We start from the raw sequence: 21276 nt of genomic DNA, 5'->3' as shown, positions 1-21276 counted from the left end.
TCACAACTTTCTCACGAATGGGAGAAGATTTTCTCCTAAGCTCGGTGCTATTCTCTCCCGCGATCTCTCTACGGGAGCGGGTGTCATGGCATCGAGCAGATCCATACGATTCAAGATCGCTACCCTGCTCGTCGTCCCCCTGGTGTCTCTCATCGCGCTCTGGGGATTCGCGGCCAGCACCACCGCCGGTGAGGCGATGAACCTCCTGAAGGTCGACACCATCTGGAGCGGCGTCATCAACGGCGCCGACGGCATGGTGTACAACCTCCAGCGCGAACGGCTGGCCACCGCGGAGAAGCTGGCGCGCAGCGCGTCCGGCCCCAGCGCGCTGGCCGCCGCACGCACCGAGACCGACAAGGCGCGCAGGGTGCTCGCCGCCGGCGCGAACGCCGACGAGACGCAGGCCGTCCTCTCTCCCGACATGAAGGCCCAGCTCAGAGTGGTCTTCGCGCAGATCGAACGGCTGGAGGAGATCCGCCGGCTGGCCGACGAGGGCCTGCTGGCCCCCTCCCGGCTGGTGACCGACTACGCCGCGATCTCCGACGCGATCTACCGTCTCTATGGCACCTTCGCCCTCAGCACCGACATCACCCTCTACCAGCAGGCCGGCGGCCTGATCGCGGCCGAGCAGGCGCGCGAGCTGCTGCACCGCCAGCACACGCTCGTCGTCGCCTCGCGCGGCGCCATCATGCCCGGCGACCGCGAGCTGCTGGCCAGGCTGGAGGGCGCCCGCGTCCTGCAGTTCGACAAGGCGCGGACCGAACTGGACGGCGAGCTGCGCCGCCCGTTCGACACGCTGGCGGGCTCGCCCCAGTACCTCGTCCTGCAGGGCGCGATCACCTCGATACTGGCGGGCGGCAGGGCCGACGTCGCCGACTGGCGCGGCTCGGCCGACCCCGTGCTGAAGACCTTCCAGCAGGGCACCTGGGACACCGGCTCCCTCCTGCTGAGCAGGATGCAGCCCGCGGGCATGGCCATCCTGGTGCGCGCGGCCGTCGCCGGCGTGCTCGGCCTCATCGCGGTCGGCTTCTCGATCTTCATCTCCATCAGGGTCGGCCGCGTCGTGACCGGCGAGCTGGCCACGCTCCGCCGTACCGCGCTGGAGCTGGCCGAGATCAGGCTGCCGGGCGTGGTCGCGCGGCTGCGCGGCGGCGAGAGCGTGGACGTGGCGGCCGAGGCGCCGCCCATCGTCGTCGCGCCCCGCGCCACCAGCGAGATCAAGGACCTGGCCATGGCGTTCGACAGCGTGCAGAGCACCGCCGTCCACGCCGCGGTCGAGCAGGCCAGGCTGCGGGAGGGCGTCGCGCTGGCGCTGCGAAACCTCGCCCGCCGCAGCCAGGGGCTGCTCCAGCGCCAGCTCAAGCTCCTGGACGGCATGCAGCGCGAAGCCGAGGACCCGGAGGCGCTGGAGAGCCTGTTCAAGCTCGACCACCTCACCACCCGCATGCGCCGCCACGCCGAGGGCCTGGTGCTGCTGTCCGGCGGTACGGCAGGCCGCAAGTGGCGCGGCACCATCCCCGTCGAGGACGTGCTGAACGGCGCCGCCGCCCAGGTCGAGGACTACACCAGGGTCCGCGTCTACCCGATGCCCGAACAGGGCGTCTCCGGCGGCGCGGTGGCCGACCTCATGCACCTGTTCGCCGAGCTCATCGAGAACGCGACCGTCTTCTCCTCTCCGGAGAACGAGGTGTCGATCAGGGGCGAGCTGGTGGCCAAGGGGTACGCGATCGAGATCGAGGACCGCGGGCTCGGCCTGTCCGTCCGGGACCGGCAGGCGATCAACGACCGTCTCGCGGGTCCGCAGGAGTTCGACGCCTCGCAGACCGAGCGGCTCGGCTTCGCCGTCGTCGGCATGCTCGCCGCCCGGCACGGGATCAGCGTGACCCTGAAGCAGTCGCCGTACGGGGGGACGACGGCGGTCGTGCTCGTCCCGAGCGCGCTCATCGAGCCGCTCAAGCCGGTGAACGGCCCCGCGATCCAGGACAGGGTGCGCCCGATCAAGAAGGACGGCGCGGCCGACCTGCCGCGCAGGACGCGGACCTCCCGCAGGGTGGACGTCAGCGTCGAACGGATCGACGTGCCGGCGCCCGAGCCCGCCGTCAGGGGGCCGTTCGAGGACGCCCAGCCCCGGGGGCCCTTCGAGGCCGTCAAGGTGCGGCCGCTGGCCGCTCCGGTGCTCGCCGAACCCGTCGAGGAGGCTCCAGCAGCGCTTCCCGGCCGGACGCGGCAGGCCGGCCTCGATGAGGTTCCCGCGGTGCTTCCCCGCCGGACCAGGCAGGCCAATCTCGACGACGCTCCCGCCGTGCTTCCCGGCCGGACGCGGCAGGCCGGCCTTGACGAGGTTCCCGCGGTGCTTCCCCGCCGGACCAGGCAGGCCAACCTGCCGCCCCGTCTGGCGCAACCCAGCCCCCCGCCCGAAGAGCAGCAGGCCGACGAGCGCTCTCCCGAGGAGACCAGGGCGTTGCTGTCGTCCTTGCAGTCGGGGTGGCAGCGCGGTCGTCAGGACAGCGGACAGGATGGGTCATGACCGAGCCGAGCGAGGCAATCGACGATCACGGCAGGGGGGCCGAGATGGAGTGGGTGGACGAGGACGCGGGGCCCGTCGTCAGGCCCTACGCGATGACCAGGGGGCGCACCAGGCCCTCGTCGTCGTCGCTCGACCTGCTCGCCGTGGTCACCTCGACGGGCAGACCGGTGCCCTCGCAGGCCCATCTGGGCTCGCAGCACCGGCGGCTGCTCGAGTGCGTGGCGCGGAGCCGTACGGGACCGGTGGTCGAGGTCGCGTCCGAGACGGGGCTGCCGGTGGGCGTGGTGCGGGTACTGCTGGGGGACCTGCTCGATCACGGGCTCATTCTGGTGCGGCCGCCGGTGCCGGCGGCCGCCTCTCCCACGGAGAGCCTGCTGCGTGAGGTGATCAACGGGCTCCGGGCGCTGTGAGCGTCTTCAGGGAGTGCTCGACCAGCGAGATCATGACCTCCTTGGCCGAGGCGCGCCTGCGCACGTCGCACAGCAGCACCGGCACGTCGTCGTCCAGGTCCAGCGCGATCCGCACGTCCTCGACGCTGTGGGTGGCCGTGCCGTCGAAGCAGTTGACGGCGACCACGAACGGCGTGCCGCGCTGCTCGAAGTAGTCGATGGAGGGGAAGCAGTCGGTCAGCCGCCGGGTGTCGGCGATCACGACCGCGCCGAGCGCGCCGTAGGACAGCTCGTCCCACATGAACCAGAAGCGCTCCTGCCCGGGGGTGCCGAACAGGTAGACGACCAGGCCCTCGCGGATGGTGATCCGGCCGAAGTCCATGGCGACCGTGGTGGTGGTCTTGCCCTCCACGCCCTCGAGGTCGTCGATGCCGACGCCGACGTCGGACAGTACCTCTTCGGTGCGCAGCGGCTTGATCTCGCTGATGGCGCCGACCAGCGTGGTCTTCCCCACGCCGAATCCGCCGGCGATGAGGATCTTCAGCGCAACGGGGTCCTCAGAGAGCCCGGAGTCCATTGATCACTTCCTTGAGAATGCGCTCACTCGGACGTGGCCCTGCCGAGGCGGCCACCGAGATGAGGCCGTTGTCGCGCAGGTCGCCGAGTAAGACCCGGACGACGCCGACCGGCAGGTCGAGCTCGGCGGCCACGTCGGCCACCGAGATGGGGGTGTGGGCCGCGCGCAGGATCGCCTCCTGTTCGGGCCCGAGCCCCGCGACGGGCCCCTCGCCTGAGGCGGGGTCCGTCGCGGTCACCAGCGTGATCAGGTCGAGGTTAGCGCCTGACGAGCGGGTTCTACCCCGGATCAGAGCATACGGCCGGACGAAGGGTCCGGCCTCCTCGTCCATCCACTGGCTCATGGCACACGGGGATTAGTCGACAGGTGCTGGCCGACCCGCTTGACCAGCATCGCCATCTCGTAGGCGATGTGGCCGACGTCGGCGTCGGCGTTGGCCAGGACGGCGAGACAGGTGCCCTGCCCCGCCGCCGTGACGAACAGGAACGCCGCCTCCATCTCCACGATGGTCTGGCGCACGTCGCCGCCGCCGAAGTGCCGTCCGGCGCCGCGAGCCAGGCTCTGGAACCCGGCCGCGACGGCCGACAGGTGCTCGGCGTCCTCACGGGACAGCCCCTTCGAGTAGCCGACGGCCAGGCCGTCGGTGGACAGGATCACCGCCTGTCTGACGGCGCCCACCCTGGTCGTGAGATCGTCGAGGAGCCAGTTCAGCTCGCCGGTGTTCGCAGTGGGTGTCGTCATAGGTCCCCCTCCTGGGCTTCTACTTCTCGGCCGCGCTCGGTGCCCCGCTGGAAGGCGGAGAACAGGTCGCGTACCTCGTCTGGCGATCTTTCCGGGTGTGGCTCCGGCTCTGGCTCGGGGGCCTTCAGTTGCGGTGCCAGGTTGGCCTGCTTGACCCGCCTCGGCAGACCCTTGTGGGTCGCGGTCGTGCCGCCGACCAGCGCGAGGGGCTTCCTGTCGCGCTTGGGTGGCTCGGCCGGAGGCAGGGCGGACCGCTCCACCAGCAGACCGCGCGGGATCAGCACGATAGCGGTCGTCCCGCCGAACGGCGAGGCCCGGACCAACACGTTCACGCCGTGCCTGGCCGCGAGCCTGGCCACCACGAACAGCCCGAGCCTGTCGCTGTCGGCCAGGTCGAACTCGGGCGGGTTGAGGAGCAGGCCGTTCAGCCGGGCGTACTCCTCGGGAGAGAGCCCGAGCCCCCTGTCCTCGATCTCGATCACGTAACCGTTGCTGACGGAGTCGCCGCGCACCTGCACGGTGGTGTTGGGCGGCGAGTAGATGGTGGCGTTCTCCAGCAGCTCGGCCACCAGGTGGACCATGTCGGCGGCGGCGGCGCCGTCGACCGCGGCCCGCGGCATGTGCTCCACGGCGATCCTGGTGTAGTCCTCGACCTCGGCGACGGCGGCCCTGACCACGTCGAGGGCGGGCACCGGCTCGTGCCACACCCGTCCGGGCGCCGACCCCGACAGGATGATCAGGCCCTCGGCGTGCCGCCGCATGCGGGTGGTCAGGTGGTCGAGGCGGAAGAGGTCCTCCAGCTCGTCGGCGTCGTCCGTACGGCGCTGCATGCCGTCCAGGAGGCCGAGCTGGCGGTGGAGCAGGCCCTGCTTGCGCCGGGCGAGGTTGAGGAAGACCTGGCTGATGCCGTGCCGCAGGTTCGCCTGGCCGACCGCGGCCTCGACGGCGGTGCGCTGCACGGAGGCGAACGCCTTGGCCACGTCGAGGATCTCGGCGGCCCCGCTGACCTTGAACGGCGGCGCCTCCTTCCTGACGTTGACCTCCTCGCCCGCGCGCAGCCGGGCGACCAGGCGCGGCAGCCGTACCTCTGCCAGGTCGAGCGCCGCCGACCTGAGCCCGGCGAGCTCGGAGGACAGGCGGCGGCCGAACCTCACGGAGATGATGATCGAGGCGATGACGGCGAGCAGGCCGACGCCGCCCGCGACGGCGATGCGGACCATGACGGTGGTCGAGACGTCCGCCGACCGCTCGGCCAGGATCCGGGCGGAGGCGGCGCCGAGCTTGTCGAGCTGCTTGGTGACCTCGGCGACCGGTTCCGTCCACTGCTCGGGGTCGGGCGGCGCCGCGCCGGTGATCGCGATCCGCGACTCGGCCCGCGCGAACCTGGAGTAGCCGGGGCCGGAGAAGAAGCGGTCGTAGGGGGCGCGCAGCTCGGTGTCGAGGGTCGCCAGCGCGCGGGTGTGCAGGAACGTGCGGGTGGCGACGTACTCGGTGAAGGCGGCCGCCTCGGCCTCGGCCATCTTGCCGTTGGCCAGGACGGCGCCGACCAGCGCGCTCTCCCTGGCGATGATCTCGCGGGCGTTGCTCATCGCCTGCAGCGCGGCGGCCTGCTGGAAGATCGGCAGGTCGGGGACCGCGGTCAGCTGCTCGTAGAGGCGGAACAGCGTGTCGAGCAGGTGGTTGTAGGCGTTGATGGTGTGGAGGCGGGTCTCCAGCCCGGCGTCGTGCGCGGCGCGGATGGAGTCGAGCCTGGCCAGCTCGCCGGCGGTGTCGCGCAGCGGCTGGCGCAGCTTGTCGTCGTCGGTGGCGGCGACGGCCGTGGTGAAGGCGGCCAGCGCGGTGTCGGTGCGCTCGCGCTGGGCGCTGAGCTCCCGGCCGCGTCTGGCCGGCGCGGTGGCGGAGACGGCCCGTTCGGCCTGAAGCTGGAGCCCGAGCTCGGTGGAGGTGACGCCGATGGTCTCGTAGAGCGTGTTGGCGCGGAGGAGGGCCTGGCCGTCGCTCACGGTCAGGTTGAGGACGAAGCCCCAGAGCGCGCTCAGGGACAGGAGCGGCAGGAGCAGCAACAGAAAGATCTTGAACCGAATCGACCGGTTTCTCGAGCCCATGTCCCAACCTCGGAGTACCGCGGCGATTTCCACGCTTTGTGTAAATATGCCTCGGAAGATCGCACAGGAGACTAGCACCGATTATGGTGGTGGCGCAGTGGAGGAACCTGATGATTAGTGTGATTATCGGGGCCGACGCCGGATTCCGCCGGGCCGGTATCCGTGCCGGCCGTCCCTGACCTGTGCTTTCGCGTCACGCTCCGGATCCGGTCGCTGACAGCTCTTCCCGAAGTCGTCCCGCCGACAAGGGTTCGGTCGCCGGACACCCGGAGTTCGCCGTGGCCTGGCTAGGGTCCGTGGGCTGTGAGCGACAGGGATCCGTACTTCGACAACGCCAAGTACCTGGCCATCGTGCTCGTCGTCTGCGGGCACATGATCGAGGACCTGCGCGACGACCCGATCGCCCACGCGCTGTACTTCTACGTCTACGTCTTCCACATGCCGCTCTTCATCACCCTGAGCGGCTATTTGTCACGAAATTTCACCTTTTCGTCGGGTAAGGCGCGCAAGCTGATCGCCACGCTCGCGGTGCCGTACGTGCTGTTCGAGCTGGCCTACGCGGTGCCCAGGCTGCTGCTGTACGGCAAGCTGGAGCTCAGCCTGCTCGACCCGTACTACCTGACGTGGTTCCTGATGTCGCTCTTCCTCTGGCGGCTGTCCACGCCGGTCTGGCAGCAGCTGCGCCGGCCGCTGGCCGTCGCGCTCGGCCTGTCGCTGCTGTCGGGCACGAGCGCGCTGCCCGACGAGCTGTCGATGAACCGCACCCTGGGCCTGCTGCCGTTCTACGTGCTCGGCCTCATGCTCAGGCCCGAGCACGTCGAGCTGCTGCGCAGGCCGTCCATGAGGATCGTCGGAGCGGTGACGCTCGCGGCCGGGCTGGCGGCCGCGCTGCTCCTGCACGACGTCGTGCCCACCGAGTGGATCAGGTGGCGCCACGCCAACACCGCGATCGGCGTGGACGACGTCACCGGCAGCCTGATCAGGCTCGGGATGCTGGCGGCGGGAGCGGTGCTGGTGGCGGCGTTCATGGCGGTCACCCCCCGGGGCCGGACCTGGTTCTCGGGCCTCGGGGCGGCCACCATGTACGCCTACCTGCTGCACGGGTTCGTGGTGAAGGCGGCCGAACGCCTGGACCTCGGGGTGCCGCTGTCGATCGCGCTCGGCGTGGCCGTGGCGACCGTGCTGTGCACGCCACCGGTCCGCGCGGCCTTCGGCTGGGCGGTCGAACCCCGGATGTCCTGGGCGTTCACGGCCTTGCGGCGGCCCGTGCGGTAGCGCGCAGCCAGAGCGGAGGGGCGACGACGCCGGGCGAACCCGGCGGCGAAGCGCGCAGCCACGTCCTCACACCAGCAGCTCCCCCACGGCGCGGTGCGCGGCGGTGATCGCCGCGTCGGCGTAGGCCGCGGGAACGGAGTCGGAGTTGGCGATGGCGATCCTGCCGAACCGCCTGCGCGCCGTCTCGGCGGGGAAGGGCCCGTCGGGATGGAAGGCGTTCCACGGCCGGCAGTACTCAGGCGCGTAACCGTGGCCCCACCTGTTGACGGTGATCGCCTCGATGTCACGGGCGGGGTCGAAGCCGCCGGAGCCGAGGAGCCGGGCCAGCTGGTCGCGGACGGTGTACTCCAGGTAGCTGAAGGGTGTCTTGAGCAGGGCGTGCCTCCCGGCGACCGCGGCCTGGGCGGGCGCCATGCCGGAGCGTGCCGGGGTGGCGACGAGGTGGACGTTGATCGGCTCGCCGGGATCCCTCGGGCAGGCGTAGCCCGGCGTGCTGACCGGGTGGTCCAGCTCCGAGACGCACCAGTAGGCGCCGGTCCAGCGCGCGTGGTGGACGCCCACGCGCTGCCATGCCGTCCAGTCGCGCAGCTGGACCGTGGCGTACAGCAGCGGCATCTTCACCGCCTCGCGCAGCGCGGCGCGCTGGTCGGCGGGCAGGTCCCTGACGATGTAGGGAATCACCGCGTTCCAGCAGGCCATGATCACCGCGCCGGCGCGGACGGTCCTGACCGCCGTGCCGTCGAAGTAGCCGACCGTCGCGCCGGCGGCGGTGCGGGCGTCGCCGTCGTTGGCGACGGAGACCACGGGGCTGGACAGCCGGAAGCGCACCCGGTTGGCCGCCAGGTCGAGCCTGCCGTAGTCGAAGGTGGCCGTGGTGATCCCGTCCATGTCCGTCGCGGTGGCGAAGCCGGGGATCATCCTGCCGACCATCATCCGCACGAGCGCCTGGTTGCCTTCGGGGAAGTGGTGGACGGCCGGGTCCTCGGCGCCCCACGCCTTGACCACGCTCGGCGAGTTGAACCTGGACGGCTTGCCGCGGTCGAGCCCGAGGCCCTGGAAGCCGGGGTAGTCCCAGCCGTCCGCGCTGCCCCAGGCGTCGATCGCGCCGAAGACGGTGGTGTCGTAGGCCCATTCGTCGCACGACATGGTCCGGCAGAACCGCTCCACGTCCGGATGGACCCTGGCGACCTCGAGGAGGTAGCGGGAGTAGGTGAGGGCGGCCAGGCGCTCCTCCTTCTCCTCCCGCGACAGGCCCGCCAGGTAGTCGGGCGGGTTCGTGTAGAGCCTGACCAGGTCCTTCCTGGCCGGCTCGGCCATCGGCAGCCGGGCGGCCAGCTCCTCGGGCGTGAGCCCCCCGGTGAGCCTGACGAGCCGTTCCGTGGCGAAGCTCTCCCTGTCGCACATGACGCCGCCGGTCATCCCCAGGTCACGGTAGAGCTTGCGGTCGAAGGACGAGGCCAGCGCCCGCAGCTCGACGCCGAGCTGGGCGAGCAGGATCCGGCCCTCGGCCGTCCACGCCGAGGGCGCCTCGATGGACTGCGAGCCGCCGTACCCGATGAGCGATCCGGCGCGCCCGCGCGGGGCGAACTCGTTGCGGCGCGCGTGCCCGCCGATCTCGTCGTGGTTGTCGAGGATCAGGATGCTGGCGTCCGGGTCGTTGTTCAGCCATTCGAAGGCCGCGCTCACGCCGCTGATGCCGCCGCCGACCACCACCAGGTCGTAGCTCTCGCCCGTGGGCCGCGGCGCGCCCGCGTACTGCCAGAACCTGCCGTCGCGCAGCGCGTGCGGGACGCTCATCGCCGCCGGGGTGTCGCCCCGCAGCCCGCTCAGCCCCGGAGGGAACCGCGCCTCCCGCGGGACCTCCAGCCGGTCGGTGCCGATCGCGCCGTGGGTGGCGGCGGCCCCGCAGCCGGCCAGCGATCCCAGCGCGGCCGCTCCGACGGCCATGGCCACGCCGTCGAAGAAGTCGCGGCGCGAGATGGGCCGGCCCATGCCGAGTTCGCGCGCCCTGTGCCGATCGATCTCCATGTCCCGATCATGACGAGGGGCGGGAAATGCCGTGCTATGGCACGCGCATTTCGGCGAACATTTTACGCGTATTCCCCGAACTCCGCGCAGGCCTTTTCCGGTGCCCTAGAAAGGAGGGAGTCAGGGAAATGGAGAAAGCATGGTGAAATCATTTTCCGGGATATGTGCGGCGGTCATGTTGGTCGCCGGCTGCGGAGCCGCCTCGCCCGAGCCTCGCCCGAGTGCCGCGCGGCCCCCGGCGGCCGCCCGCGATCTCGGCGCCGCCCTCCTTCCCGCGCCGCCTGGCATGCGGGTCGCCTACGGTCCCGAGACCGGTCCCTACGGCGCGCTCGGCGCCACCCGGCAGGGAATGGCCGCCGTACGGCGGGGCAGCGCGTGCGCGCCGCGGCTCGACCTGGACCTTCCCGACGTGAGCGCCGCGCCGGCCGCCGTCGTGGCCTACGGTTCCGACGAAGGATCGCTCACCCAGGTGCTGGTCGACCTGCCCTCCGCCTTTCCCGGGGAGCTGCCGGCGGCGTGCGCCTCCTACGCGGCGGTCGTGGAGGGCGCCCGGGTCAGCTACGTCACCAGGAAGCTCGAGCTGCCGCCGCTGGGCGACCAGTCGCGCGCCTATGTGACGGCCGTCACGGGCGGCGGCCAGAGCCTGGAGGTGGGCTCCGTGGTGATCAGGGCGGGCAGGGTGGTGATGAGCCTGCTCGTGGTCGCGCGAAAAGTAAATAATGCCGAGCTGGGTGACCAATGCCGCGAAGCTTACGAAAGGCTGACTCTCGCCATGAATAGCGACGGAACATGACGCGGAGCTGAGCGACCGCTGCCGACGAGGTGCGGCTGGTCGGGCAGAACCTGACGGCGGTCCTGGAGAGCAGAACCTGACGGCGGTCCTGGAGACAGGCGAGACGCGGGCGACCCGCGCACCGGCCGCCGCCGGTCAGGTCACCGCGCGGTGCGCGAGCGGTGCGCGCCCCGTCAGCGGGCCCGGCGAGCCTTGCCCCATGACGAACACCACCAAGCGCGTCCTGATCTCCGGCGCCGGCCTCGCCGGGCCCGCCATGGCCCACTGGCTCCTCCGCGACGGCCACGACGTCACCGTCGTCGAACGCGCCCCGGCCATCCGCGACGGCGGGCAGGCGGTCGACTTCCGGGGCGAGGCGCACATGACCATGCTGGAGCGCATGGGCATCCTCGACGAGGTCCGCCGCCGCAGGACCGAGGGCGGCCCCCTGGTCATCATCGACGCCGAGGGCACCGAACAACTGCGCCTGCCCGCCTCCTTCACCGGCGGCGCCGTCGAGATCGCCCGCGGCGACCTGTCGCACCTGCTGCACGACCTGACCAAGGACCGCGCGGAGTACATGTTCGGCGACTCCGTCGCCGCCATGTCCGAGACCGCCGGCGGCGTCGACGTCGTCTTCGACAGCGGCGCGAGACGCGGCTTCGACCTGGTGATCGGCGCCGACGGGCTGCACTCCAACGTGCGCGGGCTCACCTTCGGCGCCGAATCGCGCTTCCTGAAGCGGTCGGGCTACCACGCCGCCCTCTTCGACGCGCCCAACCACCTCGGGCTCAGCGGCCGGTCGCTCATGTACAGCGAGCCCGGCCGCGGCTGCCTCGTCTACCCCGCCGAGCGGGACCAGGACACCCTGACGGTCATGTGCGTGTTCGCCGCGGACGCCGTCGACTACCACCGTCGCGACGTCGCCGCCCAGAAGCGGCTGCTGGCCGAGGCGTACGCGGGGGCGGGCTGGGAACTGCCCACGCTGCTGTCCCACCTCGACGACACCGGCGCCTTCTACTTCGACGCGATCGGCCAGATCCACATGGACCGCTACACCAGCGGCCGCGTCGCGCTCATCGGCGACGCGGGATACGGCGCCACCATGGGCGGCATGGGCGCGGGCATGTCCCTCATCGCCTCCTACGTGCTCGCCGGCGAGCTGGCCGCCGCGGGCGGCGACCACACGGCCGCCTTCCCCCGCTACGAGGAGCAGATCCGCGGCTACGCCAAGGCCTGCCAGCGGGTCGCCGACGGGGCGGGCGGGTTCTTCGCGCCCAGGAACGTGCGCCGCCGCAACCGCGTCTACAAGATCCTGAGCTCGGGTCTCCTCGTCGGCCTCCTCGACCGGATGACCACCAAGGCCGCCAACTCCATCAGGCTCAAGGACTATGCCGTGTAACCATCGCGCCTCCCGGACCACTTCTCCGTGTCAGCACACCCGAGACATGAGGGAGTTGGGCGGTGACGGATGAGCGAGAACGGTTCACCACCATCTACGACGAATGCCGGCAGCGCGTGTGGGCCTACGTGGTCACCAGAGCGGGGCGGCAGGTCGCCGACGAGGTGGTGAGCGAGACCTTCGCCATCGCCTGGCGCAAGCTCGACCAGGTGCCGGGCAACGCGCTGCCGTACCTGCTGGGGATCGCCAAGAACGTCCTGCGCGACACCATCAGGGACGAGGCCAGGCGCGAAGGGCTCGCCCGCGAGCTGCGCGAATGGGTCGCGGGCGACGTGGCCGACCAGGTGGCCGAGCGGCTCGGAGTCCTCAGGGCCATGGCCGGGCTCACCCAGGAGGAGCGCGAACTGCTCATCCTGGTCGCCTGGCAGGGACTGTCCACCCGCGACGCCGCCAAGGTCGTCGGCTGCTCGGTGCCCGCCTTCAAGGTCCGTCTCCACCGCGCGCGCAGGCGCCTGCGACGCGAGCTGGAACAGCCCCCCGCACCCGCCGTGTCCCGGCTCGGCCTCAAGGAGGAGTGGTCATGAACCCGATCGAGGAACTGCGCGCCGCCCGGCCCGCCCACCTCGGCGACGTCCCCACCGACGAGCGGACCAGGCGGTCCGAACTCGCCTACGCCATGTCGCACGACCGGCCCACCAGACGCCGCCGCAAGCCCCGCCTGGCATGGGGGCTCGGCCTGGCGGGCGCCGCCGCGGGCGTCACCGCCGTCGCCGTCCTGGCCACGAGCACCGGGGCTGGTACGGCTCCGCGCCCGCCGTCGGCCGCCATCGGGTCCGGCACCCCGGCCTCCAGCACTCCCGCCTCCAGCGCCCCTGTGAGGCTGTCCGCCCAGCAGGTGCTCCTGGTCGCCGCCACCAGCGCCGAGCGGCGGCCGCCGGCCTCGGGCCGGTTCTGGCACACCGAGACGTTCGCCAGGGGCCTGGTCACGACCTCCGACGGCTACACGATGGCCTCGGAGCAGCGCAGCGAGATGTGGGTCGGCAAGAACGGTCAGTGGTCCCGTGACCAGTACCTCGGCGCCGAGCCCGCCACGCCTGACGACAGGGCGAAGTGGGAAGCCGCCGGATCCCCCGCCGAGGTCCGGATCTCCATGCCGGGCAAGGGCACGAGGGACAGGCGGTTCCCGCTCGCGGCCGGCAAGCCGTACAGCGGCCACCACTCCGGCAAGGAGGTGTTCTGGCTGGGACGCAACGTCACCCTCGACGACCTGGCCGGGCTCCCGGACGACGAGGCGGGGCTGAAGGCCTGGCTGCTGCGCAACTACGAGGGCAAGGACACCGAGTCCGACCGGCCCATGGCCGAGGACGCGTGGCTGTTCCAGGTCACCGCGGGGCTCATCACCGACATGCCGGTCAGCGCCAAGGTGCGCGGTGCCGCCTTCCGCATGCTCGCCGCGCTGCCGTCCGTGACCGCCGTCGGCCAGGTCACCGACGGGCAGGGCCGATCGGGTACGGCGATCGCCATCGAGACCGAGTCCCGGGTCAGCGCGCGGGACGCCGATCACGGGATCCTGCAGGACCGGCTGATCATCGACGAGGCGGCAGGGGTGGCGCTCGCCAGGGAGAGCGTCGTGGTGAAGCCGGGTGGCATGCAGGCCGGCCTGGCGCCCGGCACCGTCTGGAACACCGCCACGGTGGTGCGCGCCGAGTGGACGGACTCCCGCACGTCCTGACGCGGGACAGGATGGCGGCTTGCGGGCCACCGCGCCGTCAGCGTCGTCGCTCATCCGGAACCCGTCCCGTCCCGCTGTCACATTTCTCCGCCGGGGGTGGTCATGGAAGTGACGGCCCCCGCGCGGCCCCCGCACCGCGGACCGTCACCGATGACCATACGATGACGGAGGAGAACGATCATGGAAGCACGTATGAGCCACCCGGCGTCGACGGTTCCCGGCGCGATGAAGGCCCTGCTGAGCGTGGGCGCGACCCTTGATCAGACCGGCCTGTCGAAGCAGCTCGTCGAGCTCGTCAACCTGCGCGCCAGCCAGATCAACGGCTGCAGCGTCTGCGTCGACATGCACGCCCGCGCGTTGAAGAAGGCCGGCGAGAGCGACGAGCGGCTCTGGTCGGTGGCCGGGTGGCGGGACGCCCCCTACTTCACCGACGCCGAGCGGGCCGCCCTGGCGCTCGCCGAGGCCGTCACCCGGCTCAGCGACCGGCCGGAGGCGGTGTCCGACGAGATCTACGCCGATGCCGCCAAGCACTACGACGAGCCGCAGCTCGCGGCTCTCATCCTGGCGATCGCCACGGTCAACCTGTGGAACAGGCTCAACGCCGCCACCCGCCAGGTGGCGGGCGCCTGGGGCTGATCGTCCCGGCGACGGTCCATGGCGGGGCGTGCCGTACGGTGCCCTGTTCCTGTCGGTGGCCCGTTTCCGGCGGTGTCCCGTTCCTGTCGTTCTGTCGGTGGCCCGTGCGAGCATCTGGTGTGCTCGTCTCTCCCGCGTTCGTCACGGTCAGCGAGGGCCACCGGCTGGCCGTTCGGCGCAGCGGCCACGGTGGCGTGCCGCTGCTTCTCCTGCACGGTTTCCCCTGCACCAGCCTCATCTGGTCGCACACCATGGAGCCGCTGGCCGCGGCGGGGTTCGACGTCGCCGCGCCCGACCTGCGCGGCTACGGCGACTCCGACTTCGCCCCCGACGGCTTCTACGATTTCGCGGCGTTCAACGCCGACCTGGTCGGGCTGCTCGACGCGTTCGGCTGGGAGCGGGTCGTCGTCGCCGGCCACGATCTCGGTGCGATGGTGGCCATCGACCTGGCCAACCGGCATCCCGGCCGGGTCGACCGCCTGGTGGTGCTCGACGACTCCATGCCCGACCTGCCCGACGCGTTCGCCGCGGCGGGCATCCCGCCCGGCACACCGAAGCCGGCGATCTACGACTACCAGCGCCGGCAGGGCCTGCACGCCGACGAGCTCGTCGCCGAGCTGGACACCCCCGAACGCCGCCGGCGCTACATCGCCGAGTTCTTCGGGCACCGGATGTGGTGCCCGCCCGGCGCGTTCTCCGAGGCCGATCTGGCCGTGCTGACCGAGCCGTACGCCGACGCCGACCGGCTGCGCGCCGCCTTCGCCGACTACGAGGTGGTGATGGGCACCCGCGCCATGTCGGCCCCCGAGCTCATCGACCGGCCGGTCCAGCAGCAGACGCTGGTGCTCGTCGGTCCCGACCAGGTGACGCTCGGCGATCACGTCGCCGAGCGGTGCGCCATCGCCTTCCCGCAGGTCGTCGGCCCGTTCTGGGTGCCGGGGGCCGGTCACTTCATGCCCTGGGAGAAGCCCACCGTGGTCGCCCGCGCCATCCGCGCGTTCTGCGGGGACCTGCTGGCCGTTCGCTGAGGCGGTGGCGCGCCCTGGCAAGCCAGTTAAAAGGGATGTGCAACCACAAACCGCTAGAAAACGGATGAAACGCCCGACGGGGGGTGTGGCGCATCCCGTGCCTCGCCCCGCTCCCCGCCGGACCGACATCCGCAGGCGAGGCCACCACCATGACGACCCAGACCCGACAGCTGCCGAGGCCGCGGCCGGAGCCGCGCCCGGATCCCCGCCCGAAGCCGTGTCCGGATCTGTGCCTGGATCCGCGTTCGGAGCCCTGCCCGGATCAGTGTTCGGAGCCGTGCCTGGATCAGTGCCTGGATCAGTGCCTGGATCAGTGTCCGGAGCCGTGCCAGGATCCGTGTTCGGAGCCGCCGCCGTCTGGGCAGGGCAGGAGCCGGGACAGGAGCATGGTCGCCGTCATGGTGATCTCCGTGCTGTGCGCCGTCGGCTACCTCGGCTCGCTGGTCCCGTCGTACGGCGCGACCGTCGCCGACCTGGCCCTGGGGCTCGCGGCCGGGCTGGCACCGCTGCCCGTCCTGCTCGGCGTCGTGCTCGCGATCGACCAGCTGGCGCAGAAACCGCGGCTGCACCTGGCCTTCGCCTTCGCGTGGGGCGCGGGGACCGCGCTGGTGGCGAGCGTCGTCGTGACGGGATGGCTCGCCCCCGACGGCCGGGCGGTCCTGACCCCGGCGGTCGAGGAGGTGGCCAAGGGGGCCGTGCTCGGGTGGCTGCTGTGGCGGCGCAAGGGCGCGATCACCACGCTGACCGACGGCATCGTCTACGCCGCCATGGCCGGGCTGGGGTTCGCGACCGTGGAGAGCGCCGGCCACCACCTCGCCGTGTTCGCGCGGGGCGGGCAGGGCGACCTGCTGCACGCGTTCGTTCAGCACGGGCTCGGGTCGGGGATCGCCCACCCCCTGTGGAGCGCGCTGCTCGGGCTGGGCGTCGGCTACGCGGCCGTCTCGCGGAGCCGGACGAGCGTCCTGATCGTCCCCTTGTACGGCGCGGCCGCCGTCCTTCTCCACAGCCTGTGGAACCACGCGATCCTCTCCGCCCCGACCGGACACGCCCCCGTCGCCGGCGAGAGGGCGGTCTCCGTAGCGTGCGCCGCGGCCGTCATCGTCCTGGCCGGCGCGATCACCGCCGAGCACCGCGGGCTGGTCGCCGCGATCGGCCGCCACCTGCCCCGCTACCAGCCGACGGGCCTGGTCACGCCGCGCGACATCGCCATGCTCTCCTCCCCGCACGGCCGCTGGCAGGCCCTCCACCACGCCCGGCGGCTCGGCGCCGGGCCCGCGATGGCCGCCTACCAGCGGGCCGCCACCGAGCTGGTCCTCCTGAGCCGCCAGGCCGAGCGCGGCGCCGCGCCACCCGGTGACCAGGTGGCGGAACGGCTGGCGGCCATGTCCCAGGCCCGCGCCGCGCTGCGCGCAGCGGCACTGTGAGGGAGCGTTTGCGACCAGGGGTGCTGTGAGGAAGCGTTGCGCTGGGGTGTTCCGGATGGGTGGCTGCACTCCTGTTCCTGCGGTTGCCGGGGCGTATCGGGTGGGCGGCTATGCCGCTGCTCGGGTGGGGGCTGTGCCGGTGCTTGACCGGCGGCGCAGCCAGTAGGCGAGGACCGCGGCGCCCAGCAGCGCCCCCCACAGCGGGTACGGCCACAGCAGCAGCGCGAGCGGCTGCCCCCGCAGGACCGCGTCGATCACGAGGCCCGGCGAGGCAAGGAAGCAGACCCCCGTGATCAGGCCACCGGCGATGACGGGCAGCCGTACCGGAACCGGACGCCCGTGGTAGATCGGTACCCAGCGCGGGAACACCTCGCCCCACCTGCTGATCAGCCCCAGCGTCAGCACGGCGCCGATCAGTCCGGCGAAGGCGAGCAGCAGGCCCTGCATCCGGAGGGCCGCGTCCATGTTCGGCCCGGTGACGTCGGAGTCGGTCGCCCAGGGCGTCAGCCAGGTCAGCCGGTAGAGCGTGTACGGCAGCGGGCACAGCGCCGCCCCGATCGTGACGACGCGCCCCCACCGGGCGACCGACTCGGGCCTCGTCCACCGCGGCGGCTCCGCCGGCCGGAAGGACCTCACCGCGATCATCGCCCACACCGCCCACGCGGCGGCGTTGGCCAGCGTCCAGGCGAGCCGCCCGCCGTAGGAGGCGAAACTTCCGGCGACGTTGCCCAGGTAGGTCGCCACCGTGGTCATCGCGCCCGCCCCGGTGAGCACGTCGGCGACCACCAGGGCGGCCAGCGCGGCCAGGCCCGCCACGCCGTACGGCTTGCCGCGCAGGCCGGCCATGACCACGACGCCGAGCATGGCGACGGGCCCCAGCACCGCCAGGCTGTACGCGAAGAGGGACATGATGCCGGCGTCGGACATCACCACGCCGAAGAAGAGCAACTGCGCGACCGCCCCCACGCGCACCACCGGCCGCGGCCCGAAGATCGTCACCAGCCCCGCGAGCCCGGCGGCGACGGTCATCGGACCGGCCACCCCGTGCTCGATGAGGTGTGACAGCGACACCTTGACGCGGTCTCCGGCGCCGAACGGGTAGCTCGCCGGAGTCGTCCACCACAGAATCCCGACAGCGGTCACCGCCAGTGACAGCGCCGCGCCCAGGAGGCGATCCCTTCTCGTCATGCCGCTCACGCTAGGAACGCCCGTACCGGCACACCTCCCCCTGACGAGGGAGGCCACGCCACGCCGCGTCGGCTAGCGTCGCTCCACGTGAGAGGCCGTATCGCCCGCGCTGTCGGAGCGGGCACCTACCAGCTGCTGGGCGCCGCGCTGCTGACTCCCGTGGCCGTGGCGCTCGGCATAGTGATCATGACCGAGGTGACGCCGGGACGCGTCCTGGCGCTGTGGGCGGCGTGCCTGCCCGCCTCGGTGCTGCTCGCCGCGGTGCCGCTGACGCGGCGCATCGAGGTGGCCGCGCTGTCGGAACTGCTCGGCGTCGAGGTGCCCGAGCGGGCCGACCGCCTCTACCTCCTCGCCTTGACGAGCCTGCACCTGTACGGCGGCGCCACGCTCAGCGCGGGCGTCCTGCTGCTGGCACCCGGGCTGGTCAAGCTCGGCGACCTGGGGCTCTGGACCGCGGATCCCGGCGCGATGGCCCCGATACCCCTCCTGGCCGCCGCCACGCTGGCCGCGCTGGTCGCCGCCGGGTTCGCCCAGCGGTGGGCGGCGCGCCGCCTCCTGCACGCCGAGCCGTCCCGCACGATCGAGGAGCTCGGCCGGCGCGAGAGCCTCGCCCTGGAACTGCACGACTCGGTCGGCCACGCCCTCAGCGTCGTCCTGGTCCAGGCCATGGCCGCCCAGGCATCGCTGCAGCGCAGGCAGACGGACGTCGCCACCGCCGGCCAGTCGCTCGAGCACCTGATGGCCACCGCGCGCGACGCCCAGCAGGACCTCGACGTGCTGCTCGGGGTGCTCGACGACGGCGACGCCGGGCAGGGGCCCACGCTGGACGCGCTCGGCACGCTCACCCGTGGTGTGGACGTGCGGGCGAGCGTCGACCGTCTCGACCGGGTGCCGGGGGCGACCTCCCGCGCGGCCTACGCGATCACCAGGGAGGCGCTCACGAACGCCCTCCGCCACGGGTACGGGCCGATCACCCTCGACATCGCCGTCACCGACACCCTGGTGCTGACCGTGGAGAACGCGACATCGGCTCCTACGGCCGCCACGGCTTTCCGCGGCACTGCGACCCCTCCAGGCATCCTGGAGGTGCCAGGCATCCCGGATGTGCCAGGCATCCCGGATGTGCCAGGCATCCCGGATGTGCCAGGCATCCCGGATGTGCCAGGCATCCCGGAAGTGCCGGGTATCCCGGAGGCGCCGGGTATCCCGGAGGTACCGGGCACCCCTGACGCGCTGGGCATCCCTGACGTGGCGGTCATCCCGGAGGTGGCGGTCATCCCGGAGGTGGCGGTCATCCCGGAGGTGGCGGTCATCCCGGACGTCTCGGGCGTCTCCGGTGCGCCGGGCGCGCCTGGCGTGGTGGGTTCGCGGGGGGTGTCCGGTGCGTCGGGCGGGTTGGGGGCGTCGGATCCACCAGGTGCGCCGGAGGTGCCAGGGGCCTCCGGCAGGGCCGGGCGTGGCCTGACCGGTATGCGGATGCGGGCCCGCCTCGTCGGCGGCACCTGTACCCATCAGAAGGAGGTGGACGGCACGTGGCGCATCCAGGCGACGCTGCCGCTGTGATCAGGGTCGTCCTGGCCGACGACGAGAAGCTGATCCGCTCGGGATGGGCCGCGATGCTCTCCCTCCACGACGACATCGCGGTCGTCGGCGAGGCGTCCGACGGTCGCGAGGCCGTCGAGGCAGGTCTCGGCGCGGACGTCGTCCTCATGGACGTCCGCATGCCCCGCATGGACGGCCTCGCCGCCACCCAGGAGCTGGCCCGACGCTCGCCCGCGACCCGGGTCGTGGTGGTCACGACGTTCGAGAACGACCAGCTGGTCTGGGGCGCCCTGCGCGCCGGCGCGGCCGGCTACGTGCTCAAACGCGCCCCGGCGAGCGAGCTGGTGGACGCCGTCCGGCTGGTCCACTCCCGCGACGCGGTGCTCTTCCCCGACGCGCTGCGCCGCATCGCCGCCCACCATCTCGGTACGGCAGGCTCCCCTACACCCGGACGCGTTCCGGGCCAGGGGACCAGCGGCCCGGCCATGAGGGAGCCGGCGGGACCTGACCTGCGACCACCCGGCCAGACGGGACGCGACCTGGGGCGGGCCGGTCAGGCGGGGCGCGGCCAGGGACCGGCCGGTCACACGGGGCGCGATCTGGGGCGGGCCGTGGAGGCGGGACGTGACCTGGGGAGGGCTGGTGAGGCGGGGCGCGGTCGTGATGGGAATCGCCGGTCAGGACTGGGCGGGCGTGCGGGCGATCGGCTGCCGGGGCGTGGATGGTGGCGCGGTTCGGCGGGGAGCGCCGGGGCGACGTGGCGGGTGCCGGTGGAGCTGACCCCGCGCGAGCTGGACGTCCTGCGGCAGATCGCCCACGGCCAGAACAACGCCGAGATCGCGGCCGCGCTGTACGTGTCGAAGGAGACGGTCAAGACGCACGTCCGCAACGTCCTGGACAAGCTCGGCGCCCGCGACCGCACCCAGGCGGCGGTCCTCGCCTACGAGCTCGGTCTCGTCTTCGCGGGCGCCGAGGCGTGGGATCAGCCGAGCGGCCCCTTCTCCTCCAGGGTGTAGCCGCCCTTGATCACCGGTGAGTCGGGCGCCGGCGCCATGCACCTGGTCAGGAGCGGCTCTCCCTCCGCCGTCGCCCCGGCCAGCCCGATCATGCTGGGGCCCGCGCCCTTCGGGGCGACGTAGAAGCTCACCCCCATGCGCACGCGCCGTTTCAGCAGGTCCTCCCAGGGCCCGCCGGGAGTCACCCGGACGAGCGTGCCCGTCACGGTGGCGACGGGGCCGCCGGTGGTCAGGCAGTCGACCTTGACCTCACCCCAGTTGACCTGGCGCGGCTTTCCCGGCTCCTTGACCGCGTGGTAGATGCGGAACGTCCCCCACGCCCGGGTCGGGAAGGCGGGGCTGGCGGCGGTGAACTCACCGTGCGCGTCAACCGTGACCCGGATGTCGTTGCCGGGGGCGGGGAAGTGCATGCGCGCCCATCCCTTGATGCCGGCGGTGGTCGTGGCGACACGGATGCTCCCGGCTGATGCCGCCGCCGCGCTCGCCGTGCCGGTGGCGGTCGTCGTGGCGGCCAGCGCCACGACGGCGACGAGTCGAGCAGCCGTCTTGATCACGATGATCTCTCCGATCTGGTGGAGTGGACAGCATGGACTGACACCACGACTGTCGCGGACGGCGCCGCCTCGCACCTCCCTCGCCCGAGGGAGTCCACCGACGGGAGCCCGAGGGAGTCCCCAAGGTGAGCCCGAGGGAGATCGCCAAGGTGGGTCTGAGGGAGTCCCCAAGGTGAGTCTGAGGGAGTCCCCAAGGTGAGCCCGAGGGGGACCACCAAGGTGAGCCTGAGGGAGTCCACGCCACCGTTGGTCGAGATCGAGGTGGCAGTCCCACAGCACCAGCGGCGTCCCGTTGACGGTGCTGCCACGGTCGGCCGGCCCCACGCACCGTCCTGCCGAT

At 72.1% G+C, this 21276-nt stretch carries 19 protein-coding genes; 12 read left to right on the top strand and 7 right to left on the bottom strand.

The genetic code is table 11. From position 1 onward, the window contains the following. The first annotated feature begins 85 nt into the window (after positions 1-85). Together ACWEVS_RS05000 and ACWEVS_RS04995 are read left to right on the top strand one after the other, a co-directional pair. Positions 86-2527 (top strand): nitrate- and nitrite sensing domain-containing protein, encoded by a 2442-nt coding sequence (locus ACWEVS_RS05000; RefSeq protein WP_452549988.1) that lies wholly within the window; start codon positions 86-88, stop codon positions 2525-2527. Further along, positions 2524-2937: a DUF742 domain-containing protein gene (locus tag ACWEVS_RS04995; RefSeq protein ID WP_449915652.1), complete on the top strand. Its 414-nt coding sequence runs from the start codon at positions 2524-2526 to the stop codon at positions 2935-2937. Before ACWEVS_RS05000 ends, ACWEVS_RS04995 begins: the two co-directional genes overlap by 4 nt. Here ACWEVS_RS04995 and ACWEVS_RS04990 read toward each other — a convergent pair. Genes ACWEVS_RS04990 through ACWEVS_RS04975 form a run of 4 tightly spaced genes read right to left on the bottom strand, consistent with a single transcriptional unit; the run spans position 2915 to position 6297 of the window. After that, positions 2915-3493: a GTP-binding protein gene (locus tag ACWEVS_RS04990; protein WP_354920441.1), complete on the bottom strand. Its 579-nt coding sequence runs from the start codon at positions 3491-3493 to the stop codon at positions 2915-2917. The genes ACWEVS_RS04995 and ACWEVS_RS04990 overlap by 23 nt on opposite strands. After that, positions 3474-3824, bottom strand: a complete 351-nt coding sequence (locus tag ACWEVS_RS04985; protein ID WP_452413047.1) for a DUF742 domain-containing protein — start codon at positions 3822-3824, stop codon at positions 3474-3476. The genes ACWEVS_RS04990 and ACWEVS_RS04985 overlap by 20 nt, the downstream gene beginning before the upstream one ends. Before the next feature lie 8 nt (positions 3825-3832). After that, the gene (locus ACWEVS_RS04980) at positions 3833-4234 is read right to left on the bottom strand and encodes a roadblock/LC7 domain-containing protein (RefSeq protein ID WP_354920435.1); all 402 of its coding nucleotides are present in this window, start codon (positions 4232-4234) and stop codon (positions 3833-3835) included. Continuing rightward, on the bottom strand, positions 4231-6297 hold the full coding sequence (locus ACWEVS_RS04975) for a sensor histidine kinase (protein ID WP_452549986.1): 2067 nt from the start codon (positions 6295-6297) through the stop codon (positions 4231-4233). Before ACWEVS_RS04975 ends, ACWEVS_RS04980 begins: the two co-directional genes overlap by 4 nt. A 345-nt stretch (positions 6298-6642) precedes the next feature. On the opposite strand from ACWEVS_RS04975, the gene ACWEVS_RS04970 reads away from it, so the two are divergent. Then, complete coding sequence (locus ACWEVS_RS04970; protein WP_452549984.1) at positions 6643-7614, top strand: acyltransferase family protein; 972 nt, start codon at positions 6643-6645, stop codon at positions 7612-7614. A 66-nt stretch (positions 7615-7680) separates the two neighbouring features. On the opposite strand, the gene ACWEVS_RS04965 is transcribed toward ACWEVS_RS04970, so the two are convergent. After that, complete coding sequence (locus ACWEVS_RS04965; protein WP_452549982.1) at positions 7681-9642, bottom strand: NAD(P)-binding protein; 1962 nt, start codon at positions 9640-9642, stop codon at positions 7681-7683. 175 nt (positions 9643-9817) lie between these two features. Here ACWEVS_RS04965 and ACWEVS_RS04960 point away from each other — a divergent pair, with 175 nt between their 5' ends. The 7 genes from ACWEVS_RS04960 to ACWEVS_RS04930 all read left to right on the top strand — a co-directional run bounded on the left by ACWEVS_RS04960 (position 9818) and on the right by ACWEVS_RS04930 (position 16636). Continuing rightward, positions 9818-10435, top strand: a complete 618-nt coding sequence (locus ACWEVS_RS04960) for a hypothetical protein (RefSeq protein ID WP_452413044.1) — start codon at positions 9818-9820, stop codon at positions 10433-10435. 199 nt (positions 10436-10634) lie between these two features. Next, entirely contained in the window at positions 10635-11816 is a 1182-nt protein-coding gene (locus ACWEVS_RS04955; protein ID WP_452549980.1) for an FAD-dependent monooxygenase, read from the top strand. Between the two features lie 62 nt (positions 11817-11878). Further along, entirely contained in the window at positions 11879-12400 is a 522-nt protein-coding gene (locus ACWEVS_RS04950; RefSeq protein ID WP_354920417.1) for an RNA polymerase sigma factor, read from the top strand. Continuing rightward, positions 12397-13548, top strand: a complete 1152-nt coding sequence (locus tag ACWEVS_RS04945; RefSeq protein ID WP_452549978.1) for a CU044_5270 family protein — start codon at positions 12397-12399, stop codon at positions 13546-13548. Before ACWEVS_RS04950 ends, ACWEVS_RS04945 begins: the two co-directional genes overlap by 4 nt. A 180-nt stretch (positions 13549-13728) precedes the next feature. Further along, complete coding sequence (locus ACWEVS_RS04940; protein ID WP_449915632.1) at positions 13729-14184, top strand: carboxymuconolactone decarboxylase family protein; 456 nt, start codon at positions 13729-13731, stop codon at positions 14182-14184. A 104-nt stretch (positions 14185-14288) separates the two neighbouring features. Then, a complete protein-coding gene (locus ACWEVS_RS04935; protein WP_452549976.1) occupies positions 14289-15212 on the top strand; it encodes an alpha/beta fold hydrolase in 924 nt (307 codons plus the stop codon). A gap of 398 nt (positions 15213-15610) precedes the next feature. Next, on the top strand, positions 15611-16636 hold the full coding sequence (locus ACWEVS_RS04930; protein ID WP_452413040.1) for a PrsW family intramembrane metalloprotease: 1026 nt from the start codon (positions 15611-15613) through the stop codon (positions 16634-16636). Between the two features lie 108 nt (positions 16637-16744). Here the strand turns inward: ACWEVS_RS04930 and ACWEVS_RS04925 are convergent, their stop codons facing one another. Further along, positions 16745-17824 carry a hypothetical protein gene (locus tag ACWEVS_RS04925; protein ID WP_452413039.1) on the bottom strand — a complete coding sequence of 360 codons (1080 nt, stop codon included), beginning with the start codon at positions 17822-17824 and terminating at the stop codon, positions 16745-16747. Positions 17825-17911: 87 nt separating this feature from the next. Here ACWEVS_RS04925 and ACWEVS_RS04920 point away from each other — a divergent pair, with 87 nt between their 5' ends. Together ACWEVS_RS04920 and ACWEVS_RS04915 are read left to right on the top strand one after the other, a co-directional pair. Next, positions 17912-19387, top strand: coding sequence for a histidine kinase (locus ACWEVS_RS04920; protein ID WP_452549974.1), 1476 nt, complete (start codon positions 17912-17914; stop codon positions 19385-19387). Then, on the top strand, positions 19384-20382 hold the full coding sequence (locus ACWEVS_RS04915) for a response regulator (RefSeq protein ID WP_452549973.1): 999 nt from the start codon (positions 19384-19386) through the stop codon (positions 20380-20382). The genes ACWEVS_RS04920 and ACWEVS_RS04915 overlap by 4 nt, the downstream gene beginning before the upstream one ends. Here ACWEVS_RS04915 and ACWEVS_RS04910 read toward each other — a convergent pair. Continuing rightward, positions 20349-20936 (bottom strand): hypothetical protein, encoded by a 588-nt coding sequence (locus ACWEVS_RS04910; protein ID WP_452549971.1) that lies wholly within the window; start codon positions 20934-20936, stop codon positions 20349-20351. The two genes, ACWEVS_RS04915 and ACWEVS_RS04910, sit on opposite strands and share 34 nt — an antisense overlap. Positions 20937-21276 lie beyond the last annotated feature (340 nt).

This window comes from Nonomuraea sp. NPDC003754 (genome assembly GCF_053605785.1).
Note: the sequence above shows the minus strand (reverse complement) of the source record. Positions and strands in the feature narration are given on the sequence as shown.